The 22,302-nt window shown below is 67.8% G+C and carries 20 protein-coding genes and 1 tRNA gene; 14 read left to right on the forward strand and 7 right to left on the reverse strand.

Features of this window, described 5'->3' with window-relative positions:
* Window positions 1-45 precede the first annotated feature (45 nt).
* The 10 genes from V3W46_RS03405 (at window position 46) to V3W46_RS03450 (ending at window position 11,180) form a co-directional block, all read left to right on the forward strand.
* The gene (locus tag V3W46_RS03405; RefSeq protein WP_331781690.1) at window positions 46-639 is read left to right on the forward strand and encodes a DUF6790 family protein; all 594 of its coding nucleotides are present in this window, start codon (window positions 46-48) and stop codon (window positions 637-639) included.
* Between the two features lie 145 nt (window positions 640-784).
* Window positions 785-1,738, forward strand: a complete 954-nt coding sequence (locus tag V3W46_RS03410; protein WP_331781691.1) for a serine hydrolase domain-containing protein — start codon at window positions 785-787, stop codon at window positions 1,736-1,738.
* 250 nt (window positions 1,739-1,988) lie between these two features.
* The gene (gene add / locus V3W46_RS03415; protein WP_331781692.1) at window positions 1,989-3,092 is read left to right on the forward strand and encodes an adenosine deaminase; all 1,104 of its coding nucleotides are present in this window, start codon (window positions 1,989-1,991) and stop codon (window positions 3,090-3,092) included.
* Between the two features lie 8 nt (window positions 3,093-3,100).
* On the forward strand, window positions 3,101-3,847 hold the full coding sequence (locus tag V3W46_RS03420) for a GntR family transcriptional regulator (protein WP_331781693.1): 747 nt from the start codon (window positions 3,101-3,103) through the stop codon (window positions 3,845-3,847).
* A gap of 252 nt (window positions 3,848-4,099) precedes the next feature.
* Window positions 4,100-5,128, forward strand: a complete 1,029-nt coding sequence (locus tag V3W46_RS03425; RefSeq protein ID WP_331781694.1) for a BMP family ABC transporter substrate-binding protein — start codon at window positions 4,100-4,102, stop codon at window positions 5,126-5,128.
* Window positions 5,129-5,130: 2 nt separating this feature from the next.
* A complete protein-coding gene (locus V3W46_RS03430; protein WP_331781695.1) occupies window positions 5,131-6,612 on the forward strand; it encodes an ABC transporter ATP-binding protein in 1,482 nt (493 codons plus the stop codon).
* A gap of 2 nt (window positions 6,613-6,614) precedes the next feature.
* Entirely contained in the window at window positions 6,615-7,721 is a 1,107-nt protein-coding gene (locus V3W46_RS03435) for an ABC transporter permease (RefSeq protein ID WP_331781696.1), read from the forward strand.
* Entirely contained in the window at window positions 7,718-8,677 is a 960-nt protein-coding gene (locus tag V3W46_RS03440) for an ABC transporter permease (protein WP_331781697.1), read from the forward strand. The genes V3W46_RS03435 and V3W46_RS03440 overlap by 4 nt, the downstream gene beginning before the upstream one ends.
* Window positions 8,674-9,801, forward strand: coding sequence for an acyl-CoA dehydrogenase family protein (locus V3W46_RS03445; protein ID WP_331781698.1), 1,128 nt, complete (start codon window positions 8,674-8,676; stop codon window positions 9,799-9,801). The genes V3W46_RS03440 and V3W46_RS03445 overlap by 4 nt, the downstream gene beginning before the upstream one ends.
* Window positions 9,798-11,180 carry an LLM class flavin-dependent oxidoreductase gene (locus V3W46_RS03450; RefSeq protein WP_331781699.1) on the forward strand — a complete coding sequence of 461 codons (1,383 nt, stop codon included), beginning with the start codon at window positions 9,798-9,800 and terminating at the stop codon, window positions 11,178-11,180. The genes V3W46_RS03445 and V3W46_RS03450 overlap by 4 nt, the downstream gene beginning before the upstream one ends.
* Window positions 11,181-11,272: 92 nt before the next feature.
* Here the strand turns inward: V3W46_RS03450 and V3W46_RS03455 are convergent.
* The 3 genes from V3W46_RS03455 to serS all read right to left on the reverse strand — a co-directional run bounded on the left by V3W46_RS03455 (window position 11,273) and on the right by serS (window position 13,544).
* Window positions 11,273-11,357 (reverse strand) — tRNA-Ser (locus V3W46_RS03455).
* 61 nt (window positions 11,358-11,418) lie between these two features.
* Window positions 11,419-12,270 (reverse strand): HAD family hydrolase, encoded by an 852-nt coding sequence (locus tag V3W46_RS03460; RefSeq protein WP_331781700.1) that lies wholly within the window; start codon window positions 12,268-12,270, stop codon window positions 11,419-11,421.
* On the reverse strand, window positions 12,267-13,544 hold the full coding sequence (gene serS, locus V3W46_RS03465; protein ID WP_331781701.1) for a serine--tRNA ligase: 1,278 nt from the start codon (window positions 13,542-13,544) through the stop codon (window positions 12,267-12,269). Before serS ends, V3W46_RS03460 begins: the two co-directional genes overlap by 4 nt.
* Window positions 13,545-13,620: 76 nt before the next feature.
* On the opposite strand from serS, the gene V3W46_RS03470 reads away from it, so the two are divergent.
* Window positions 13,621-14,595 carry a diacylglycerol/lipid kinase family protein gene (locus tag V3W46_RS03470; protein WP_331781702.1) on the forward strand — a complete coding sequence of 325 codons (975 nt, stop codon included), beginning with the start codon at window positions 13,621-13,623 and terminating at the stop codon, window positions 14,593-14,595.
* Window positions 14,596-14,691: 96 nt separating this feature from the next.
* On the opposite strand, the gene pheA is transcribed toward V3W46_RS03470, so the two are convergent.
* Window positions 14,692-15,678: a prephenate dehydratase gene (pheA, locus tag V3W46_RS03475; protein ID WP_331781703.1), complete on the reverse strand. Its 987-nt coding sequence runs from the start codon at window positions 15,676-15,678 to the stop codon at window positions 14,692-14,694.
* Window positions 15,679-15,705: 27 nt separating this feature from the next.
* A complete protein-coding gene (locus V3W46_RS03480; RefSeq protein WP_331781704.1) occupies window positions 15,706-16,053 on the reverse strand; it encodes a hypothetical protein in 348 nt (115 codons plus the stop codon).
* 187 nt (window positions 16,054-16,240) lie between these two features.
* On the opposite strand from V3W46_RS03480, the gene pgm reads away from it, so the two are divergent.
* Entirely contained in the window at window positions 16,241-17,866 is a 1,626-nt protein-coding gene (gene pgm / locus V3W46_RS03485) for a phosphoglucomutase (alpha-D-glucose-1,6-bisphosphate-dependent) (RefSeq protein ID WP_331781705.1), read from the forward strand.
* 182 nt (window positions 17,867-18,048) lie between these two features.
* Here pgm and V3W46_RS03490 read toward each other — a convergent pair whose 3' ends face one another.
* Both V3W46_RS03490 and V3W46_RS03495 read right to left on the reverse strand, forming a co-directional pair.
* On the reverse strand, window positions 18,049-18,306 hold the full coding sequence (locus V3W46_RS03490) for a DUF4190 domain-containing protein (protein WP_331781706.1): 258 nt from the start codon (window positions 18,304-18,306) through the stop codon (window positions 18,049-18,051).
* Between the two features lie 163 nt (window positions 18,307-18,469).
* On the reverse strand, window positions 18,470-20,398 hold the full coding sequence (locus tag V3W46_RS03495; protein ID WP_331781707.1) for a putative Ig domain-containing protein: 1,929 nt from the start codon (window positions 20,396-20,398) through the stop codon (window positions 18,470-18,472).
* A 383-nt stretch (window positions 20,399-20,781) separates the two neighbouring features.
* On the opposite strand from V3W46_RS03495, the gene V3W46_RS03500 reads away from it, so the two are divergent.
* Both V3W46_RS03500 and V3W46_RS03505 read left to right on the forward strand, forming a co-directional pair.
* Window positions 20,782-21,204: a YncE family protein gene (locus V3W46_RS03500; protein WP_331781900.1), complete on the forward strand. Its 423-nt coding sequence runs from the start codon at window positions 20,782-20,784 to the stop codon at window positions 21,202-21,204.
* Window positions 21,205-21,228: 24 nt separating this feature from the next.
* Window positions 21,229-22,224: a YncE family protein gene (locus V3W46_RS03505; RefSeq protein WP_331781708.1), complete on the forward strand. Its 996-nt coding sequence runs from the start codon at window positions 21,229-21,231 to the stop codon at window positions 22,222-22,224.
* Window positions 22,225-22,302 lie beyond the last annotated feature (78 nt).

Here is a 22,302-nt window from a genome sequence, read left to right on the forward strand (position 1 = left end):
GGTGGCGCGCAGCCGACGGCACCGACGTCACTCGGGGAAGCGACCATGATCTCAGACATCATCTCCACCATTCTCACCGCCGTGATCGGCAACTACCTCATCAGCTGCTTCGTGCTCGGCCTGATCGTGGCCGCCGTGAAGGTGCTGCGCCGCGCCGGGCACCATTCACGCGCCGAGGTGAGCGGAATTTTCTTGAATGAGTTCATCTTCTACGCCCTGGGAGTGGCCTTCACGATCAACTTCGTGATGCACTCGGTGTTTGGCGACTATGCCGCGAAGACGATCGGGTGGGCGCAGTCGCCCTTCCAGCTTGAACTCGCCTTCTCGAGCCTCGGCTTCGCACTGATCTGCTTCCTCGTCTACAGCCGTAAAGCACAGTTCCGCGCCAAGGTCGGCGCAGTCGCCGCCGCCGTGATCTTCGGCTTCGGCGCCGCCGGCGGGCATATCTACCAGTCGGTCGTGAACAACGACTACGCGGTGAACACCGGTCTGCCGCTGATCGGCGACATCGTGATCAACGTCGTCGGCCTCGTCTTCGTGATCTGGCACGCGATTTCCCGCCGCAGCGAACCCGTGCACAGCACCGATGCCATTACGTCTAGGGTCACTGTCGACGCTGACATCGCAGGCCGGCGATGACTGCCCCACAACTCACGAGTGTTTTCCTCAACGCGATGGCTCATTGCCCAGATGAGGCAAGTGCAACAATCGGCGACCGGGAAGGCGGCCATCGGTGAGTGCAGTGATGAGGCGGTATCGCCGAGGTGTGTTAGCAGGTGTGGCAGTGAGCATTGCAGGGGCGCTCATGCTGGTGACTCCTGCGGCGGCGACAGCGGCGGCGACGCCCGCAGCTTCCGCCGAATCCTCGGTGACCATGACCCCCGAACTAAAGACGCAGATCCAGGGGATGGTCGAAGGGTTTCTCGCCGATAACACATCCGTGCCGGGGATCTCTGTCGCGGTCGTCACACCGGGCCCGATGGGAACGGATCCGGTCATCACGACCTTTGCCGCGGGTGTCGAGGATCGCATCAGCAATGCCCCTGTCGGAGCCGCGACGCAGTTCGAGCTGGGCTCGGAGACGAAGGTCTTCGCCGCTGACCTGCTCGCCTACCTCGTTGCCAACGGCACCGTATCGCTCGACGATCCCCTTCAGAAGTTCGCGCCAAGCGGCGTCGTTGTGCCCGAGTGGGAGGACCCGGACACGCACGACAAGACCCCCATCACATTGCTCGATCTGGCCACACACACCGCCGGACTCACCGACGCCGCGCCGAACCTCCAAGACGGCTGCCCCGCGGTAAACCCCGACTGCGCCAACCCAAAACCCGGGTACACACCGACGATGCTGTGGAACTCCTTCACGAACGACTGCGCCGACACCCGGCAGTGCCCACTCTGGAAGCCACGCAGCGCCTGGAACTATTCCAACTGGGGCTTCGCATTGCTCGGCAACATCCTGGCCGGACTCATCACGCCGGGCTCAGTCCCGCCCGGCGAGACCGGGCCAGGGGAAGTCTTCCAGGACTCGCTCGAGACGACGTTCCTCAACGACCTCGGCATGACCTCAACGACAGTCGAGTTCCCTGACACCGATCCGGCGACCCCGTACGACGGCGACGATCCCACCCACCGGTGGAACAACTACGACGCCTACGTCGGTGGTGGCGGTCTGATCTCCAACGCCGACGATATGGGCGCCTTCGTCGCCGCGAGCCTCGGATACCTCCCCGACTGAGGTCGAGGGTCCTGAGGTCACCGCGATGTCCTGGCGGCCGCGCGCGCTTTCGTCCATGCGGGCTGAGCCGTCGACCGCAGAAGCGCCTCCCTTGCTCAGCAGGGTGCAGCTCGGCACGTTCCAGCAGGTACGAGACGCAGGCACACGTAGTCGTCTAGCGCTTGTCAACAAGCAGCTTTTCATCGGATATAGTTCCCGAGCGGGCCGAACGGTGCGCAGGGTAAAACGACGACAGGGCGCGCCTAAGCCGATGACTGACCGAGCTGAGACAACGACCGCGCCGCGAATCGACGAGGAGTGGATTCGAACGGTGCCGAAGGCTGAGGTGCACGTGCACCTCGAGGGCGCCTTCGAGCTGATCGATCTGCTTGAGCTCGCCAAGGCGGCGGGAGAGCCGCTACCGGGGCCGGCGCGGTCGCTGTTCGACATCGGTACGCACCACGATTTCCGGGTGCCGACAATCACGACGGGCGGCGCCGAGTCGGGGGCCGGGGCTGGCGGGCTCACTGGGTTCCTTCGGTTCCTCGACTGGGAGTGCGGGCTGGTGCGGTCGCCAGAGCAGGCGGCGCGGCAGGCCTACGCGTTCGCCGCGCGGCAGAGCGCCTCAGGCATCCGGTACACCGATGTGATCGTGAACCCGACGCACTGGCGGGCGTGGCGCGGTCGGCTCGGGGACCTGCTTGACGCCTTCGCTGCGGGTTTCGAGGAGGCCGAGCACGACGGGCTCTGCGTCGTGAACCTGTGCGTCTCGATTCTGCGGCAACAGACGTCGGAGGAGGCGGCCGAACTCGCCAGGTGGATCGTGCGCACCGAGCCTCGACGGGTCGTCGCGCTCTCGGTCGACGGCGACGAGCGCACCATGAGCCGAAGCGGGGCGCGGTTCGCCGAGGCGTTTGGCATCGCACGAGATGCGGGTCTAGGGCGCACGGTGCATGCTGGCGAATCGAGCGGGCCAGAGAGCGTGTGGGATGCCCTGCGGCTGTTGCACGCGCAGCGCATCGATCACGGGGTGCGCGCCATCGAAGACGCCGCGCTCGTAGCCGAGCTTGCGTCATCGGGGGTCTCGCTCGGGCTGTGCCCGCGTTCGAACGTGTCACTCGGCGTGACCCGGTCGTGGGCCGAACATCCCTTCGCCCGGCTGCGTGACGCGGGGGTGACAGTCACTCTGAATACCGACGACCCCGCCCCGCTCGGCAGCACGTTGGTCGGCGACTGGGCCTTGGCGGCCGAGACCTTCGGATTCGGGCGTGCCGACCTGCTTGCGCTTGCCGAGTCGTCGGTGAACGCGAGCTTTGCGTCACCCGATTTCAAGCGCGACCTGCTCGCAGAAATCCGGGCGATCGGCACGCGATAGGGTGGGGCATGGCCTCGCGCGAGATCTTTGCCGACCGATCCAGTCGCGACGATTCGCTACACCGCTCCCTGTTGCGCCTGGCGCGCGAGGCGGCCGCCGCGGGTACCGCGCTGCCCGGCGAGTTCGAGCTGATCGACCGACTGGGCTGCACCCGGCAGCAGCTGCGCAACGCGCTCGCCGACCTCGAACGCATCGGCATCGTGCAGCGCCGGCAGGGCGCGGCGACCACGGTCGACCCCGTCGGATTGATGATGAGCGTGCGCCTCGAAGAGCAGTTCGAGCATAGCGAGCTGCTCGCACGGCTCGGCTACCGCTCGAGCGTCGAAGTGCTCGAATCGGTGCCCGAGCCGCTGCCGCCACACATCGCGGCGCTGCTGCAGGTGGAGGCTGGGCATCCGTCGGTTCGCACCACCAAACGCTGGCTGGCGGATGACCGGCCGGTCATGCTCGCCTCGGGCTACATTCTGCTGCCCGACTTCGAGCCGCGAATGCTCAATGACTCGGTGTTCACGGCGGTGGCCGACGTCTGGGGCGAGTCGCTGGTGTGGGAGATCGCAACCCCGGGGGCCGAGAATCTGCACGGTGATGAGGCGCGGCGGCTGGAGATGAGCGAAGGCTCGGCGGCGGTCACACTCGAGCTGATCGGTGTGGCGGCCAGCGGGCGGCGGCTGTTCTACGCGTTTGAGCATCACCTGCCGGAATTCATCCGGTACTCGCTGGTGCGTACGGTGCGACCGCCCTGGAGCGGCGCCTGAAGCTGGCCCGCATACGGCGCAGGTTGGCCGGCCTGCGCCGCTGACGTAGGTGCACGAAGGCTATCCCGGGGTGCGTGTTACGGCCTGTGTTACCGCGTGTGGCGAAATGTTTCGACCCGACTCGACGGGCTGACGGCCCTCGGGATAGCGTGGCGTCAACTTATCGATAAGTTGCCCACCCATAGCCCACCTATAGCCCTCCTGGATTCCGCCTCGCGTTCACAGCACGCACCGACCCGAAAGCCTCTGCTCATGAAGTCTCGAAAACTCCTCGCCATCGGTATTGCCGCCGCTCTGACCATCGGGTTCACCGCGTGCTCGTCGAGCGCATCGACCAGCAGTAGCAGCTCGACCTCGAGCGCTGCTCCGATCAAGGTCGCCGTCGTTCTCGGCGGCCTCTCGAACGACGGCGGGTTCAACCAGATCGCAGCCGACGCCGCCAACGCCCTCAAGGGTCAGGGCGACATCGACGTCTCGATCAAAGAGTCGGTCACCACCGACAGCGACGCCGAGGCCGCCTTCCGCCAGTACGCGTCGCAGGGCTACGACCTCGTCGTCGGCTGGGGCCTCGACTTCTCCGACTCCATTTTCAAGGTGGCGCAAGAGCTGCCGAATACGCACTTCGTCGCGACCGGCTCGGCCGGCATTCTGCAGAAGTCGACTGCGAACGTCGAGACCTGGAGCTATGCCAGCGACCAGCAGGGCTACCTGACGGGCTGGGTCGCCGGCAAGACCGGGCTCAGTCCGGTCGGCGTGGTCGACGGCGAGCTCGCCCCATTCAACGAAGTTTCGTACAAGGCGCTGACGCTCGGCCTGAAAGATGCCAACCCGAGCGCAACCGAGCTGCAGCCGATCTTCACCGGCAACTGGGAAGACGCGAACCTCGCCAACCAGGCCACGAAAGCCCAGGTCGCCTCGGGCGCCAAGCTGATCATCACCGCGGCTGAGGGGTACACCCCCGGCGTTCTCTCGGCGGCGAAGGATGCCGGCATCGCCACCATCGGCGCGTCGAGCACCTCCTCCTCAGACGCCTCCGACGTGAACGTCGGCCTCGTCACGATCGACTGGACGCCGACCCTCACCGACATCGTGAACGACGTGAAGACGAGTGCCTTCGGCAGCAAGTCGTATAACTCGACCATCGCCAACAAGGGCCTCGTGTTCACCGACTTCAACCAAGTGGGTGCCGCCCCGCAGCTGACCGCCGACATCGAGAACCAGATCAACGACCTGGCCGCGAAGCTCGCCTCGGGCGCCGTCACGATTCCCGCAGTGCAGTAGCGATGCCGACCATTTCACTCCTGGGCGTCTCGAAGTTCTTCGGGGGCGCCCAGGCGTTGGATGGTGTCGACCTCGTTCTCGAGCCCGGCACCGTTCATGCCCTGGTCGGTGAGAACGGTGCCGGCAAGTCGACCGCGCTGAAGGTGCTGGCCGGCCTCGAGCAGCCCTCGAGCGGGCGTTTGACGCTCGACGGCGTCGCCGTTGCCTTCAGCGGTCGCCGGGCATCCATCGACCACGGCGTCGGGCTCGTACCGCAGCAGCTCAGCCTCAACCCCGAGATGACGCTAGTCGAGAACTTTGTGCTCACCCGGCCCGCCCTGCTCGCTCATCGACGCGAGGCACAGCGCATACTCGAACGGGTGGCGGCGGATGCCGGACTCGCCGTGCCGCTGCGAACCCCTGTTCGCCAGCTCGCGCTCGCCCAGCGACAGCTGGGTGAGTTGGCCATCGCGCTCGCTCAAGGGGCACGGATTCTTCTGCTCGACGAACCCACCTCGGCACTCGGGCCGTACGAATCCGATGCGCTGTTCGAGAAGATCGCGCAGCTCGCCGCGGATGGCGTGGCGGCGCTTCTCATCACGCACCGCATCGCCGAGGTGCGCTCGGTGGCTCGCGACGTCACGGTGCTGAGTCACGGGCGAGTCACACTGTCGGCCCGCGTCGCCGACGTGACCGATGACGACTTGGTCACCGCCATGGTCGGGCAGATTCCGGCGCCCGAGGCCGCGGTGCCGTTCGTGCACGGCGCCGATGTGCTGGTGCTCGACGACGTGGTGCTTCCGGGCTTCGGCGGCGGCCGCATCGATCTCACGGTTCGGTCGGGCGAGATTGTGGGCGTGCTCGGCGTGGCTGGTAACGGACAGGGTGCGCTCGCCGACACGGCTGCGGGAGTGACTGCGCCCGGGCACGGTAGGGTTCTCGTGAACGGGGTGGAGGTCGCCGGGCGTCCGCAGCGGGCCGACCGCGCCGGGGTCGCCTACGTACCCGAAGTGCGCGCCGACTTTCTGCTGCCCGATCTGCCGCTCACGCATTCTGCCGTGCTGCGGCGGCTACGGGATGCGCGGTTCACCCGCGCGGGTCTGATGCGCTGGAAGGCCGTGCGGGTCTTCACCGACGAATTGCTCGAACGGCACGACGTGCGGCCGCGCAACGCGTCGCTCGCCGCCTCCAGTCTGTCGGGCGGTAATCAGCAGAAATTCCTCGTGGGGCGCGAACTCGACGGGGCGCCGGCAGTCGCGGTGCTGCACGGGCCGACCCAGGGTCTCGACCTGTACGCGGCGTCGGCCATCCGGTCGGAGATCCGCTCGGCCGCTGCGCAGGGAACCGCCGTATTACTCGTCTCGGCCGACATCGACGAGGTTCGTGATCTCGCCGACCGCGTGGTGGTGCTGTCGAAGGGCGGTCTCGCCGACGAATTCGAGGTCGGCGATTTCGACGTGCAGCGTGTGGGGCGGGCCATGGCAGGCCTCGCGACGGGAGCCTGACCGTGCGCCGATCTTCCGTGCGCGTGCGCACCCTCAGCACCGCGGCCGTCTACGTCGTGCTCGGCTTCGTAGTGGTCGCCGCCCTCGTCGTCTCGACGGGCGCCGGGCTCGGCGACGCCCTGTCGGGCTGGTTCGTCGGTGCCTTCGGCAACGGCTACAACCTCGTGCAGACGCTGTCGAACGCCACACCGCTCGCACTCGTGGCCGTAGGTGTCGCCATCGCTCTGCGCGCAAACGTCATCACCGTCGGTGCCGAGGGGCAGATGATCGTCGGTGCCATTTTCGCGACCGGAGTCTCGCTGTGGCTCGGCGACTCGGTCGCGCTGCCGATCGGTCTGCTGCTCGGCGCTCTTGCGGGCATCGTCGGCGGCGCACTGTGGGCTCTGCCCGCGGCGCTGGCGAAGGTGCGCTGGAACGTCAACGAGATCCTCTTCACTCTGCTCGCCAACTACATTGCCACGTACCAGCTCGTCTTTCTGCTGCGCACAGTACTGCGCGACCCCACGAGCGCAGGCAGTCCGCAGAGCGCGGAGCTGCCCGGCGCCTTCGTGCTCTTTCAGCTGCCACTCCCGGGCCGGCTGCACTTCGGCGCGGTGATCGTGGTGGTGATCGTGGCGGCTGCGGTGTGGTGGAACGCCAGCCGCTCGGCTTTTCTCGTCGATGTGTACGGGCAACGGCCCATCCTCGCCGCCCGTCTCGGACTGACACCGGCGCGCGCGGTCATCGGCACGATGCTCGTGTCGGGCGCGGCGGCGGGTCTGGCGGGCTGGATGCAGGTGGCTGGTGTCACGCAGCGCCTTGAGCCCGATGTCAGTGGGGGTATCGGATTCGCCGGTCTCGCCGTCGCCGTGCTGGGCCGTGGCAACCCCGTCGGCATCGTCATCGCGGCCATCGTCTATGCCTCGCTCGGCACCGGCGCCAGCGGGGTGCAGATCGCCACCGGAACCGTGCCGACCTCGATCGGCACCGTCTCCCAGGGCGTGCTGTTGCTCGCCGCCGCCCTCGCGCTGTCGGCCGACAAGCTGGCGGCCCGGTCGGCGGCGCGTTCGGCCGCTCGCTCGGGTGTACGTTCGGGCGCCGAACAGCGAGCGAAGGAGGTGTCGGCATGAGCACCCTTGACTTTCTCGCGGTGCTGGTCGCCGGCGCTATCGGCCTCTGCGCCCCGATCATCGTCGCGGGCCTGGGCGAAATCTTCCTCGAACGGACCGGCGGCTTCAACGTGGGCATCGAGGGCATCATGCTCATGGGCGCCGTGGGCGGCGTGCTCGGTTCGCACGTGGCCGGCGTCTGGTTCGGGGTGCTGCTGGGCATCCTGATCGGCGCCGTGTTCGGCCTATTGCTGGGTGTGGCGACGGCCGTGGGTCACGCCGATGTGATCATCGTCGGCATCGCGATCGGGCTGATCGGCACGGGCCTCAGCATCTTTCTGTACCAGGCGCTGAACCCTGCCGGCTCGACGAACGCCCGAGTCGAGACTCAGCCCGCGTTGCATCTGCCGCTGATCGACCAGGTTCCGGTCATCGGGCCCGGTCTCGCCGACGCGGGCATCTTCTTCTACCTCTCTCTCGCGCTCGTCGTTCTCTCATGGTGGGTGCTGCGCGGCACACGGTTCGGGCTACGGCTGCGGGTCGTCGGCGACGATGAGCAGGTCGCAATGACCCGCGGCATCGCGGTTCGCCGCTATCGCATCGTGGCGGCCGTCATCGCGGGCGCGTTCGCGGGGCTCGGCGGCGCCTTCGTGCCACTGTCGAGCATCGGCACTTTCTCGCCCGGCATCACGGGTGGCTCGGGATTCATCGCTCTCGCGGTGGTCATCATCGCTCGGCGCACACCGTTCGGCCTGCTCGCCGGCGCCGTGCTGTTCTCGTTCTTCAACAGCCTCGCCCTTCTCGGGCAGACGCAGAACCTCGGCCTGCCGGTCGAGCTGCTGCAGGCCCTGCCGTACATCGTCACACTGGTCGTTCTCTGCGTCGTGTCTCGCCACCTCTGGGCGCGCGCCCGTCGGGGCCACACGCATCCCCGGGCACCAGCCACAGGCACCACCGAAATAGAAGGATCATTATGACCACCTCGCGCCCCTACGGACCGACGGATGCCGAGCAGACGCTGCTCGATCGAGTGCGCGAACTCACCTCCGACTTCGCCGCGAACGCCGCCGGCTATGACGAGCGCGCCGAGATCGCGGTGGGCAACCTCGAGTCGCTGCACGCCGCCGGGGTCACCCGGGCGATTCTGCCCGAGCACCTGGGTGGCGAGGGCATCGGGTACCAGGCGTTCGGCGAGCTCGTGCGTGTCGTTTCCGAGGCTGATCCGTCGACGGCCACTCTGCTCACAATGCACTCGGGGGCGGGCGTCGGGCTCGCCGAGCTCACCCGTGACACGCTCGGCGACTTCTTCGCCACTGAGTTTCTCAGCGGCAAGCGCTTCGCCAACGCCCTTTCGGAGCCAACGAGCGGTAACCGGTTTCTCAATCCTCAGCAAGAGGCGGTGCCCGTCGACGGCGGCTGGTCGCTCGACGGCGCGAAGCGGTTCGTCTCGGGCAGCGAGCTCGCCGACTACTTGCTCGTGAACGCGCTGGTGCAGGGCGAACCCACCTTCTTCGCCGTCGTTCCCGACGAGACGGTCACGATCATCCCCATCTGGGACACGCTGGGCCTGCGAGCGACCCGCAGCCAGCTGCTGTCATTCAGCGGTACAGTGCTGCGCGCAGACCACCGCGGCCGGTCGCCGCGGCCGGGCGACTTCGCCGTCGTTCCGGCGGGGCTGCCAGCCATCTCGCTGGGCATCGCCGATGCCGCACTCGCCGCGCTGGTCGCTCACGCGAGCGGGCGGCAGATTCTGGGGCGGCCGCTCTCGCACCAGCAATGGGTGCAGCACGCGGTGGCGGATGCCCAGACCAGGCTCGAAGCGGCGCACGCCCTGTTCCAGCGCAGCCTCTGGCAGGCCGATCAAGGCGACCCTGCCTTCTTCTCCAACCTGTCGCGGTCGAAATACCTGGCGAACAAGACAGCGGTTGAGGTGGCGCAGCTCGCGGTTCGGGTCGGTGGGGCATCCGGATACCTGCGTACCTCGCCCATTCAGCGCCACCTGCGCGACGCTGAGGCCGGGCAGCTGATGGCGTACTCGACCGAGGTGCTCGCCACCGAGATCGGCAAAGAGGTACTGAACGTCGAGGATGAGGTGGCGTGAACGTGGCCGAACGACAGCGCATGATCTTCAACGCGTTCAACATCTTCGCGGCATCGCATCACGACCAGGGCATGTGGGCGTGGCCGGGCAGCAAACAGCTCGACTACAACAACATCGATTACTGGGTCGACGTGGCACGGCTGCTCGAACGGGGGCGGTTCGACACCCTGTTTTTCGCCGACGTGCTGGCGCCCTACGAAACGTTCGCAGGTTCGCGTGAGCGATCGGTGTACAGCGGCATGCAGTTCCCGATCAACGACCCGGGCGCCCTCATTCCCGCGCTGGCCTATGCGACCTCGAACCTCGGCTTCGTGTTGACGCAGAACATTCTGCAGGAGCCGCCGTACGCGTTCGCGCGCAAGATGTCGACGATGGACCACCTCACGCGCGGCCGCATCGCGTGGAACATCGTCACCACCTTTCTCGCCGGAGCCGGCCGCAACCTCGGCTACGGCGGGCTGCCCGAACACGAAGACCGGTACGCGCGGGCCGACGACTTCATCGACGTCGTCTACAAGCTGTGGGAGGCGAGCTGGGAAGACGACGCCGTCGTGCTCGACAAGGTGCGGCAGCAGTACTCCGACCCGGCCAAGGTGCACGAGATCAATCACGTCGGGCCGTTCTACGACGTGGTCGGGCCGCATCTCAGCGAACCGTCGCCGCAGCGCACGCCCGTGCTGATTCAGGCCGGGGTGTCTCCTCGCGGCCGCGACTACGCCGGCCGCAACGCCGAAGGCCTGTTCATCAACGCGCTGAGCCCCGCCGAGGCCGGCCCGATCGTAGCGGATGTTCGTGCCGCTGCCGAGCGGCACGGGCGCAGCCGCGCCAACGTGAAGCTGTTCGGCATTCTCGGCTTCGTCGTCGGCAGCACCGAAGAAGAGGCACGGCGCCTTCACGAGGAGATCACCGACTTTCAGAGCATCGACGCGAACCTCGCCAAGCAGAGCGTCTTTCTCGGCTACGATTTCAGCGTCTTCGACCCGAAGGAACCGATCAGCGAGATCGCCCGCCGCCCCGAAGGGCGCGAAGGTATCGTCGCGCGGCTGATCGAAATGTCGCCGCGGCAGGACTACACGATCGGCGAGCTCGTGCGCTGGTTCGGCAACCTGCGCGTCGTCGGTACTCCCGAGCAGATCGCCGACCACATCGAGGCTTGGCAGGATGCGGGTGTCGATGGCATGAACGTGCAATACGTGGTCTCACCCGGCTCGTTCGAAGACTTCGTCGACCACGTCACGCCCGAACTGCGGCGGCGCGGCATCATGCAAGAGGAATATGCACCCGGCACGCTGCGCGAAAAGCTCTTCCCTGGCAACGGGCCGTACCTGCCTGAGGAGCACCCCGCACGCGCTATACGCAGAGCGGCTTTCAACCGATGACACCAGCATCGAGTAGCACCAGCCTCCGCCAAGCAAGGCTCGACGGCTAGAGGCGTAACTGCAGAAATTTCTACCTGATCGGGCTCTTACTGCGGAGGGCGTGAGATTCGAACTCACGAGACGTTTCCGCCCACCAGTTTTCAAGACTGGCTCCATCGGCCACTCGGACAGCCCTCCATGCTGCGACCGCCCAGAGGCGACGCGCAACAAGCCACGAGTCTACCCGACGAGCATCGCGTCAGCGCAGCGAGGCGAGCGCCTTGGCCAACCCGTCGTCGTACACCGACGCCGTGACCTCGGTCGCAGCGGCCGCCACATCGTCGGGCGACTGGCCCATGGCGACGGCACGGCCATCCGCCCCCGCCCAGAGCAGCATCTCGATGTCGTTGCGGCCGTCGCCGACCGCGAGCAGGCGCGACGACGGAATGTCGAGCAGTGCGCGCACGCGCTCGAGCGAGGTCGACTTGTTGACGCCGTCGGGCGCGATGTCGAGCCACGCCGTCCAGCCGATCGAGTACGAGACGCGGTGCAGGCCCATGCTCTCCACCACGGCGAGAAAGTCTTCCATGTCGTGGCCGGGCGAGATGACGACGACGCGGGTGGCGTCGATCGCGAGCAGGTCTTCGAAGGGAACCTGCTCACCGCCGACCCCCATCGACGACGACGGAAACTCGCCGGTGTAGCGAAAGTAGCCGTCTTCGTCTTCGACGGCGTAGTGCGCATTCGCCAGGTAGCCGCGAATCTGGGTGAGTACCGCGCCTGGATTGAACGTCTCAACGATCTCGCGGCGATAGCCCAGTGGGGCATCCGTGTCTCGTTTGAGAGTGATGGCCCCGTTGGAGCACACGACGTACTCGGGGGTGATGCCGAGCAGGTCGAGCACGGGCAGGGTGGCCGCCACCGAACGGCCGGTGGCGAGCATGACCTCGTGGCCGCGGCCGGTGAGGCGCGCGACCTGGTCGATGACCGCGTCAGAGATCGAGCCGTCTTCGTGCAGAATCGTGCCGTCGATGTCGAGGGCGATCAGCCAGCGATCGGTCGACGGATGCCCGGCAGCGGCCGCGGCCCCAGCGCGTGACTCGTCGCTCACTCGGGCCGCCCGCCCAGCGGCTCCATGACCTCGAGGCCGCCCAGGTAGGGCCGCAGCGGCTCGGGAACCAGCACCGACCCGTCGGACTGCTGATGGGTCTCGAGGATGGCGACGATCCAGCGCGTGGTGGCGAGCGTGCCGTTGAGGGTGGCGACGGGAGCAGTCTTGCCCGAGTCGGTGCGGTACCGGGCATCCAGCCGGCGGGCCTGGTACGTGGTGCAGTTCGAGGTGGAGGTGAGCTCGCGGTAGGTGCCCTGGGTCGGCACCCAGGCCTCGATGTCGAACTTGCGGGCGGCGCTCGACCCGAGGTCGCCGGCGGCCACGTCGATGACGCGGTAGTTCAGGCCGAGCGCGGTGAGCATCTCCTCCTGGTAGCCGAGCAGCCTCTCGTGTTCGGCCTCGGCGTTCTCGGGCAGTACATACGTGAACATCTCGAGCTTGTTGAACTGGTGAACGCGTAGGATGCCGCGCGTATCCTTGCCGCCCGACCCTGCTTCACGGCGGTAGCAGGTCGACCAGCCCGCGTAGCGCAGCGGCCCGCCGGAGAGGTCGAGGATCTCGTCGGCGTGGAAGCCCGCGAGCGCCACCTCGCTCGTGCCCGTGAGGTACAGGTCGTCGGCCGGGAGGTAGTAGATCTCGTCGGCGTGCTCGTTCAGAAAGCCGGTGCCGCGCATGATCTCGGGGCGCACGAGCGTGGGCGTGATGAGCGGGGTGAAACCGTTCTCGAGCGCCTTGTTCAGCGCCATGTTCATCAGCGCGAGCTCGAGGCGCGCGCCGATGCCGGTGAGAAAGTAGAAGCGGGCGCCGCTGACCTTGGCTCCGCGCTGCAGGTCGAAGGCGCCGAGCAGCTCGCCGAGCTCGACGTGGTCGCGCGGCTCGAAGTCGAACTCGGGCCTGGTGCCGACCTCGCGCAGCGTCACGAAATTCTCTTCGCCGCCCGCGGGCACGCCGGCGATGATGGGGTTGGCGATGCGGCCGGTGATGGCGAGAAAGGCCTGTTCGGCATCCGTCGCCCGCTGGCTGGCGGCCTTCACCTCGGCTGCCAGCGACTGGGCCTCGGCGACCAGGGCCTTCTTCTCTTCTTTGGCGGCCTGCGCCACGCGCTTGCCGAAGACGTTCTGGCTCGCCCTCAGCTCTTCGAACGCGGTGATGGATGCCCGGCGTTCGGCATCGGCAGCGAGTGCCTCATCGACCAGGTCGGTCGACGCGCCCCGCGCCGCCTGCGAGAGCTTGATGGCTTCGGGGTCTTCGCGCAAGAGAACAGGATCGATCACCTGAGCAATTCTAGGGCGTTCGGGCTTCGCGCCGCCGCGCCGAGGCGGGCAGGCGGGCCGTAGTACCGTATGGAGAGTGACCGTCGCAGGGGAACCAGAGTCCGACCGGCACGCTGCCGTCGTGTACAACCCCCTCAAGGTCGACGCCGCCAAGCTGCGCGAGGCGGTCGCCGCCCGGGCCACGGCGAACGGCTGGGGCGAGACCCAGTGGTACGAGACGACCATCGACGACGCCGGGCAGCTGCTGACCGCCTCGGCCGTACTCGACGGCGCGAGCGTGGTGATGGCCGCGGGCGGCGACGGAACCGTGCGGGCCGTCGCCGAAGCCCTGCGCGGAACCGGCGTGCCGCTCGCCCTGCTGCCCTCGGGCACCGGCAACCTGCTCGCCCGCAACCTCTCGGTGCCGTTCGACTTCGACGCCTCGATCGAGCTGATGTTCACGGGATACGACCGGGCCATCGACCTCGGGCTGATCGAGATCGAGCGCACCGACATGACGCGCTCGACCCACGTCTTTCTGGTGATCACAGGGCTCGGCATCGACGCCAAGATGATCGCGAAGACCAACCCGGGCCTGAAGAAGGCGTTCGGCTGGCTGGCCTACATCGACGGAACAGTGCGCGCGCTGCCCGAACTCATGGCCGTGAAGTTCAAGGTCAGCATCGACGGTGAAGGCTGGCGCAGCGTGAGCGCCCACTCGGTGATGGCCGGCAACTGCGGGCTGCTGCCGGGGGGCATCCTGCTCATCCCCGACGCGAAACCCGACGACGGCAAGCTCGACTTCATCGCCATCAGGCCGAAGGGCGCCTTCGGCTGGGTGCGGGTGTGGAACAAGGTGACCATCGAGAACGGCGTGCTGCGGCGCACCAGGGCGGGGCGCAAACTCATCGACATCTCGCCCGACGTCGACGACGTGGTGTACCGGCAGGGGCGCGACCTGCGGCTGAAGCTCGAGAAGTCGCAGCAGATCCAGCTCGACGGGGATGAGTTCGGCGAGGCGAAGTCGATCCACGTGTGGGTCGACCCGGGGGCGTTGCGGGTGCGGGTGTAGGTCGCGCGGCGGCGCGGGTTCGGGGGTGCGACGTCGGCCGGGCACGGGCCGGTCCCCGGGCATCCGTCGGGCAGCCGCCGGGCATCCGTCGCCGGGTCAGGCCTCGGGCTCGCCGCTCACCAGCGACCGCAGCCAGTCGCGCGCCTCGATGAACACACCGTCGTCGTAGCGGTCGATGTACTCGACCTTCGCGCGGTCGGCGCGCGGGTACGACCCGAGAAAGATCACGTTCGGGCTGAACCGCCGAACGCCCATCAGGGCGTCGGCCACGCGTTCATCCAGAACGTGCCCGTCGGCGTCGATGACGAACCGGTACCGACCGAGCGCGTCGCCGATCGGCCGCGACTGCAGCAGGCTCAGGTTCACCCCCCGCGTCGAGAACTGTTCGAGCAGCTCGAGCAGCGCGCCCGACCGGTCTTCGGGAAGCTCGGCGATGATGCTCGTCTTGTCGGCCCCGGTCGGCTCGGGCAGCCGCGAGTTGCGCCCCACCAGCACGAACCGCGTGACCGCGTTCTGGTTGTCGCCGATGTTCTCGGCCAGCACCTCGAGCTCGTGGTGCTCGACGATGCGAGGCGGTGCGATCGCCGCGTCGGCCAGGTCGCTCTCGAACAGGCTGAGCGCGCTCGCCACGTTCGACGTCGCGGGGATGTGCCCGTGCGTCGGCAGGTTCGCCTCGAGCCAGTTGCGGCACTGCGCATACGCCACCGGATGCGCGTTGATCACGTGCACGTCGCTCAGCGCGATGCCGGGGCGGGCCACCAGCACGAACTGCACCTTCACGAGATACTCGCCGATGATGCGCAGGTTCGGGATGCTCGCCAGCGCATCCTGCGTGGCGCTGACGCCGCCCTCCACCGAGTTCTCGATCGCGATCATCGCGGCCACGCTGCGGCCACTCGTCACGTCGTCGAGCGCCTCGCCCACGTTGTTCACGCTGCGCCAGGTCTTGCCCGCGGCATCCGGAACCTGCGCGAGGGCCGCCTCGGTGAACGTGCCGGTCGGGCCGAGGTAGCTGTACGTGTCGCTGGATGAGGCGGTTCTCGTGTCGTCTGCTGCGGCAGACGCTTCGTGCACTTCAGGCATGACCCGAGCCTAGTGCGAGGCGCCTGATCAGCTGCAGAACGCCAGCTTGTTGTAGCCCGGGCGCACAATGCACCTCTTGTAGTGCAGGTTGCTTGCGAGCATGTCGGCGTAGTACTGGTCGACGTTGCTTCCATTGGTGCGTGCGTAGACCAGATCTTTGCCGCCGCCGACCGCGTAGAAGAGGTTGGCCACCCACGGATCCCCGCCTCCGCTCGTGCCGTAGCCGTGACAGACTCCCTCAGCGTTTCGCACACAGGGAATGGCGCCGGCGGCGTTGGCAGCTGAGGAGCCGACCACGGCCAACCCTCCGGCGAGCGAAAGGGTGACGAGCGCTGATGCCGCGAGGCGGCGGAATCGTTTGGGTGACGTGAGCATGTTCATGTCCTTGATCGAAAGGTTTCCGACACGGGTTCGTGCCTTACACAGATAGAGAGCGCGCGGCCGCCGCATTATTACGACAGTTGGCGAACTGCAATCACCCCCAGAACGGGTGTGCTAGTTCGGTTCATTCGCATGCGCAACCACCTGCCCCGTGCATCGACATAAGTGCCAGACTGAGGGCATGAACGAGCGCGCCGGGCTGCAGGCCCTACCCGAAGATCTGGTCGACGTCGAGGCGCTGGTGGGGGCGTACTACGAGCTGAAGCCCGACGTGACGAACCCCGAGCAGAAGGTCATCTTCGGAACGAGCGGGCACCGCGGCAGCTCGCTCGACACGGCGTTCAACGAGACGCACATCCTCGCCATCACGCAGGCGATCGTGGAGTACCGGGCGACGCAGGGCGTGACCGGGCCCCTGTTCATCGGGCGCGACACGCACGGGCTGTCGAAGCCCGCCGAAGACACGGCGCTCGAGGTGCTGAACGCCAACGGCGTGACCGTGTGGACCGACTCGCGCGGCAGCTGGACGCCGACGCCGGCCGTCTCGCACGCGATCCTGCGGTACAACCACCCCGAGACCGGGCACACCGACCAGGCCGACGGCATCGTGATCACGCCGAGCCACAACCCGCCGCGCGACGGCGGCTTCAAGTACAACCCGCCGCACGGGGGGCCGGCCGACTCCGACGCGACGAGCTGGATTGCCGACCGGGCCAACGAGATCATCGCGGCCGGTCTCGTCGACGTGCAGCGCGGGGAAGCGACGCCCAGCGACACGTACGACTTTCGTGAGAACTACGTGAGCGATCTGTCGCGCGTGATCGACATGACGAAGATCGCCGAGTCGGGCATCCACATCGGTGCCGACCCGCTGGGCGGGGCGAGCGTCGAATACTGGGAGCTCATCCGCGACCGGTACGGGCTCAACCTCGACGTCGTCAACACGACCGTCGACCCTCAGTGGGCGTTCATGACGCTCGACTGGGACGGCAAGATTCGCATGGACTGCTCGTCGCCGTACGCGATGGCGTCGCTGGTTGCGCGCCGGCACGACTACGACATCTCGACCGGCAACGATGCGGATGCCGACCGGCACGGTGTAGTGACTCCGGATGCCGGGATCATGAACCCGAACCACTACCTCGCCGTGGCGATCCAGTACCTGTACACGCACCGCACCGACTGGCGAGAGGATGCGGCGATCGGCAAGACGCTCGTGTCGAGCTCGATGATCGACCGGGTTGCCACCTCGCTGGGGCGGCGGCTGTGGGAGGTGCCGGTGGGATTCAAGTGGTTCGTTCCGGGGCTGATCGACGGAAGCGTGGCGTTCGGCGGCGAGGAGTCGGCCGGGGCGTCGTTCCTGCGGTTCGACGGCAGCGTGTGGACGACCGACAAAGACGGCATCATCCTGGCGCTGCTCGCGTCGGAGATTCTCGCGGTGACCGGCAAGACGCCGTCGCAGCACTACGCCGAGCTGGTCGCGGAGTTCGGTGACCCTGCGTACGAGCGCATCGACGCGGCGGCCACCAAGGCGCAGAAGGCGCGGCTGGCGAAGCTCGACGGAGACGACATCACCGCCGACACGCTAGCCGGCGAGCCGATCACGGCGAAGCTCAGCCGCGCGCCCGGCAACGACGCTGCGGTCGGTGGAGTGAAGGTCACCACTGAGCACGCATGGTTCGCGGCCCGGCCGTCGGGCACCGAAGACGTCTACAAGATCTACGCGGAGTCGTTCCTCGGAGCCGAGCACCTCGCGGAGGTGCAGTCCGAGGCCAAGCGCATCGTCGACGGGGCGCTGGGCGCGTAGCGGCGGAGGACGCGTAGCGGCGCTAGGCGCGTAGCGGCGGCGCGCAGTTCGTGGGCGGGCTCAGGGCTAGTTTCGAAGAGCGCTCGTCGCGTGTCGCGGGTGCGTGCGCGTGCGGCTGAGCCGTGCAGGTGCCAGGGTTCCGGGGCACATACAGCCGAAACGGTGGCACGTCGGCGGCGGCGTCAGTAGCTGCTCGAGGTTGCACCGACGATGGCGCTGATGACGACGACGATCAGGTAGATCGCCAGGAAGGCGATGCCGAGGATCGTGCCGGCCAGCGCGAGGCCGCGACCACGCTCGCCGGTGGTCTTGATCTGGCGCAGTGCGATCACTCCCGTGACGATGCCGACGAGCGGGATCAGGAAGGCTCCGATGATGGAGACAATGGAGAGCACGTTGAACTTGGCGGTCGTGGCGGGGGTGTAGGCGGGAGTGGTCATGGTTGTTCCTCTTGTCGGTTTCTCGTGCGGACGTCGCGGCGGTTGTCGCGCGTAGGGGGCGATGGTGGATCGCGTAGGGGGCGATGGTCAGCTCGGATGGTGGTGCGGCTGCGGCGACACCGCGTCGACGTCGGACTGGACCCGGCGGCGACGCTGTGCGGCGTCAGCGGTCTGAACGGTGGTGACGGTGGCGGCGCAGGAAGGCGAGCAGCGAGGCGCCGCCGAGTAGCAGGAGCGCGGCCGTCACGCCACGGGCCGCCGCCAGGTCGGATGACGCCCCCGTTTCGGCCAGCGTGGAGGCGTCGGAACCGGTCACAGCCGTCGAAGACGAGGCCGCGCCGCTGTCGGCCTGATGTCGGGCGTCGTCTGAGTATGACGACGAGGAGTCTGCAGACGCTGCACCGGCCCCGGTACCGCTGCCGGATGCGTCGGACGAACCGTCGGGACCGGTGGGAGCGACCACCGGCGGGTCGGTCGGTGGGACCACGGGCGGCGTCGTGGGCGGGGTAGGCGGATCGGTCGGCGGGTTCGTCGGCGGGACGACGACGGCGGGGTTCACCGTCAGCGTGAGCGTACTGACGGCGGGCTCGCTCGAGTCGTTGTGCGCGGTGAAGGTGATCGGGTAGTCGCCCTTCGCCGTCGGCACACCTGTGAGGGTGTGCGTCGCCGGGTCGTACGTCAGCCCGGGCACGCTGCCCGTGAAGTCGATCGACACCGGTGACGAGCTTCTCACCTCCGGCGTGAAACTGAACGGGGCTCCGACGGTGGCGGGTGGAACGGGCGTGCCGACGAAGACCGGGGGCGTGCCCGGCGACGTGATGACGGGGTCGACGGTGAAGGTGACGACGACGGTGGTCGACGAGCCGTCGGCCGCCGTAGCCTTCAGGATGATCGGAAAGTCACCGACCACGGTGGGCGTGCCGCTGAGGATGCCGGAGACTCGGTCGAACGTGAGGCCGGCGGGAACGCCCGACGTTGTCCACAGCACCGTGCGGTCAGCGGTGAACCTGAAGGAGTAACCGACCCCGATGACGCCATGGGTGGGCGCACCCGACGTGATCGTCGGCCCGGAGGAAATCACCGCATCGATGACGAGCGTGTCGATCTCGGCGGTCGACGTTCCGTCGGCAGCCGTGGCGGTCACCGTCAGCGGAAACTGACCATCACCCTCGGGAGTGCCTGCGATGGTCCCTTCGGCGCGGTTGAAGGTCAGGCCCTGGGGCAGACCCGTCAGCGTCCAGATAACAGGCCGATCGGCAGTGAACCGGAAGGTGTAGGGCGTGCCCGACACCCCGTGCGGAAGGCTGGATGAGGTGATGGTCGGCCCGGCATCACCGAGGACGGCGTTGATCGTCATGAACAGGCCGATCTCGGTGGCGCTGCCAGCGGCGTTGGTCGCGGTGACGAACAACTCGCTGTCGCCGGCTGTGGTGGGCGTTCCGCTCACGGTCGCAGTCTGGGGGTCGAAGGTGAGTCCGGCTGGCAGACCGGAGACGGTGAAGGCGACAGGCTGGTCGGCGGTGAGGGTGTAGCTGTAGACGTGCCCTACGACACCGTCGGGCATGCGGCCTGACGTGATGACGGGTGCCGCGTCGGGCGCCGGTTCGGTGACGATGGCTTCAGGAGAAACGACTGCGGTGGCCACACCCGATGCTTGGCTGGAGTCCGCAGCATTCTCGGCTGCTCCGCCCGAGGTGGCTGATTCGGCAGGCGTCGCGTCAGACGACGTGGGGTCGGACGCGCCGGAGTCGGCACGTGTACCGCCGGACGCGTCAGACGCAGCCGGACCGGGTGACGCGGAGGCGGGGTCTGACCCGCCGTCGGAAGACGAGGACGAGGACGCGGACAAGGGCGAGAGCGACGACGAGGCATCGGAGCCCGGGTCTGACGCACCATCCGACGACGGAGACGCCGACGAGGGCGATGTCGAGTCATCGGAGGCGGGCGACGACACGTCGGAACGGGTGGCCCCACCGCCCTCGTCAGCGAACGACGCGTACGAGACGACGGGCGCCACGACGAGCGCCGCGGCAAGCACCCCGCCCCCGCATGCGACTAGGAACGGACGCCGTTGGTTTTTCTCGGCAGACATGAGTGACTCTCCTCGGTTGGTTTGACCGGTCTGCGACGTAGAGCGTCTTTCGTGAAGTATCCTCACCGGTAGATCAGTTTTAGTTGATTTTCACTCATATTGCAAATGCCGAAGAGCTGCCATCGGCAGGTCGAAATACGAAAAGACGAAAGGATTCGAATGACACCCGCCCCGGGCATCCGTCGACGCAGGTGAAACGACATGCGCCGTGAAGCCGGGCAGACGAGCTGTACACCGCCCCCAGGCGTGATGTATGCAGAGCACGCGGCGCCGAGACCAGCGCCAACACCCTCGGCGTGTCGCCCAGACATGAACCCCGAATGGGGGTGGTGTAGCTATATTGCTGACATGATCTCACTTTCTAAGACTGTGTCCCGCCTGGCATTGCCTGCGGCAGTTGCGCTCGTCGCAGCGATCACCCTCAGCCCGGTCGCGACGACGGGCGCCCGAGCGACGACTCTCTACCAGCCCGACCCCGCCGCCACCGTCGCGACCGGCGGCCGCTCCCCGCCGCGCTCGCTGTCAGCCCCGACGGCGCCCACGTGTACGTGGCGAACAGGGATTCCGGCGACATCTCGATCTTCGACACCGCCACCACGACGTTCGGCGCCACCGTCACGACCGGCGGCACCGGCCCGCAGGGCATCGCGGTCAGCCCCGACGGGGTGCACGTCTACGTGACGAACGCCAATTCGGGCGACCTCTCGGTGCTCGACACCGTCACCGGTCACATGGCCGCTCCGGTCAGCACCGGCGGCTCCGACCCCCTCGGCCTCGCTGTGAGCCCCGACGGCGCGCACGTGTAGATCGCCAACCAGGGCTCGAACGATGTGAGCGTCTACGACACCCGCACGGCAATCGTCACCCCGCCAGTGAAGACCGGCGGAGACTCACCCACCGGCATCGCGGTCAGCCCCGACGGGCGGCACGCCTACGTGACTGACAGCGGGTCGGCCGACATCGCCGTTCTCGACACGGCCACCTCGACCTTCGCCCCGCCGGTGCACGACGGCTGCTCACGCCCGACCGGCATCGCCCTGAGCCCGAACGGCGACCACGCCTACATCGTCAACAGCGCGTCGGGCGACCTCTCGGTGTTCGACACGACCACGGGCACGTTCGAGCCCCCGGTGAAGACGAAGCCCCAGACTCCCACCGGAGTCGTCGTGGCGCCCAGCGGCGCGACCGTGCTCGTCATCGGTGCCACTGGCGGAGCGATGGCCGCCTACGACGTCGGCACAAAGACCTTCGGCCAGCCCTGGCAGAGCGTAGCAACGACGCCGAGTGCGCTGGCGATGGCTCCGGATGGCCGGCGGCTCTATGTCGTCGACCAGACGTCGGGCGATCTCAGCGCCGTGCGCGTCGAAACGTCGCCGACGATCTCCACGACATCGTTGCCGTCGGCCGTTGCCGGCAGCCCCTACACGAACGCCAGGATCACCGCGACCGCCGACCCCGCTCCCACCTTCTCCGTGACGGCCGGCCGGCTGCCCGCCGGCCTGCGCCTCGACGCCGGCACCGGCGTGATCGACGGCATCGCGGCACAGCAGGGCACCTCCACGTTCACGGTGGCGGCGTCGAACGACGCGGGCACCGTGACGCGGCAGCTGTCGATCGACGTGGCGCCGCCCACGCTGATCACGCCGCCGCCGACCACCTCGCCCATACCCCAGCCGCCGACAGCCCCGCCCCTCCCGCCGACCAACCCCGACACAGGCACCGATACCGACGCGAGCACCGCAACTGGCACCGCAACCGGCACCGCAACGGGCACGGGCACCTGCCCGAGCGGCGACCCCAGCCATCTCCCCTGCGTCGACGGCTGACCCGCGACGGCGGGCACCCGGCACCCCGCGACTCCGGCCAGAAGACCCAGCCCCGGAGCACGACCCTCCGGCGCGCCC

Origin of the sequence: Subtercola sp. YIM 133946 (assembly GCF_036553535.1) — a bacterium.
In the GTDB taxonomy this organism is placed as follows: domain Bacteria; phylum Actinomycetota; class Actinomycetes; order Actinomycetales; family Microbacteriaceae; genus Subtercola.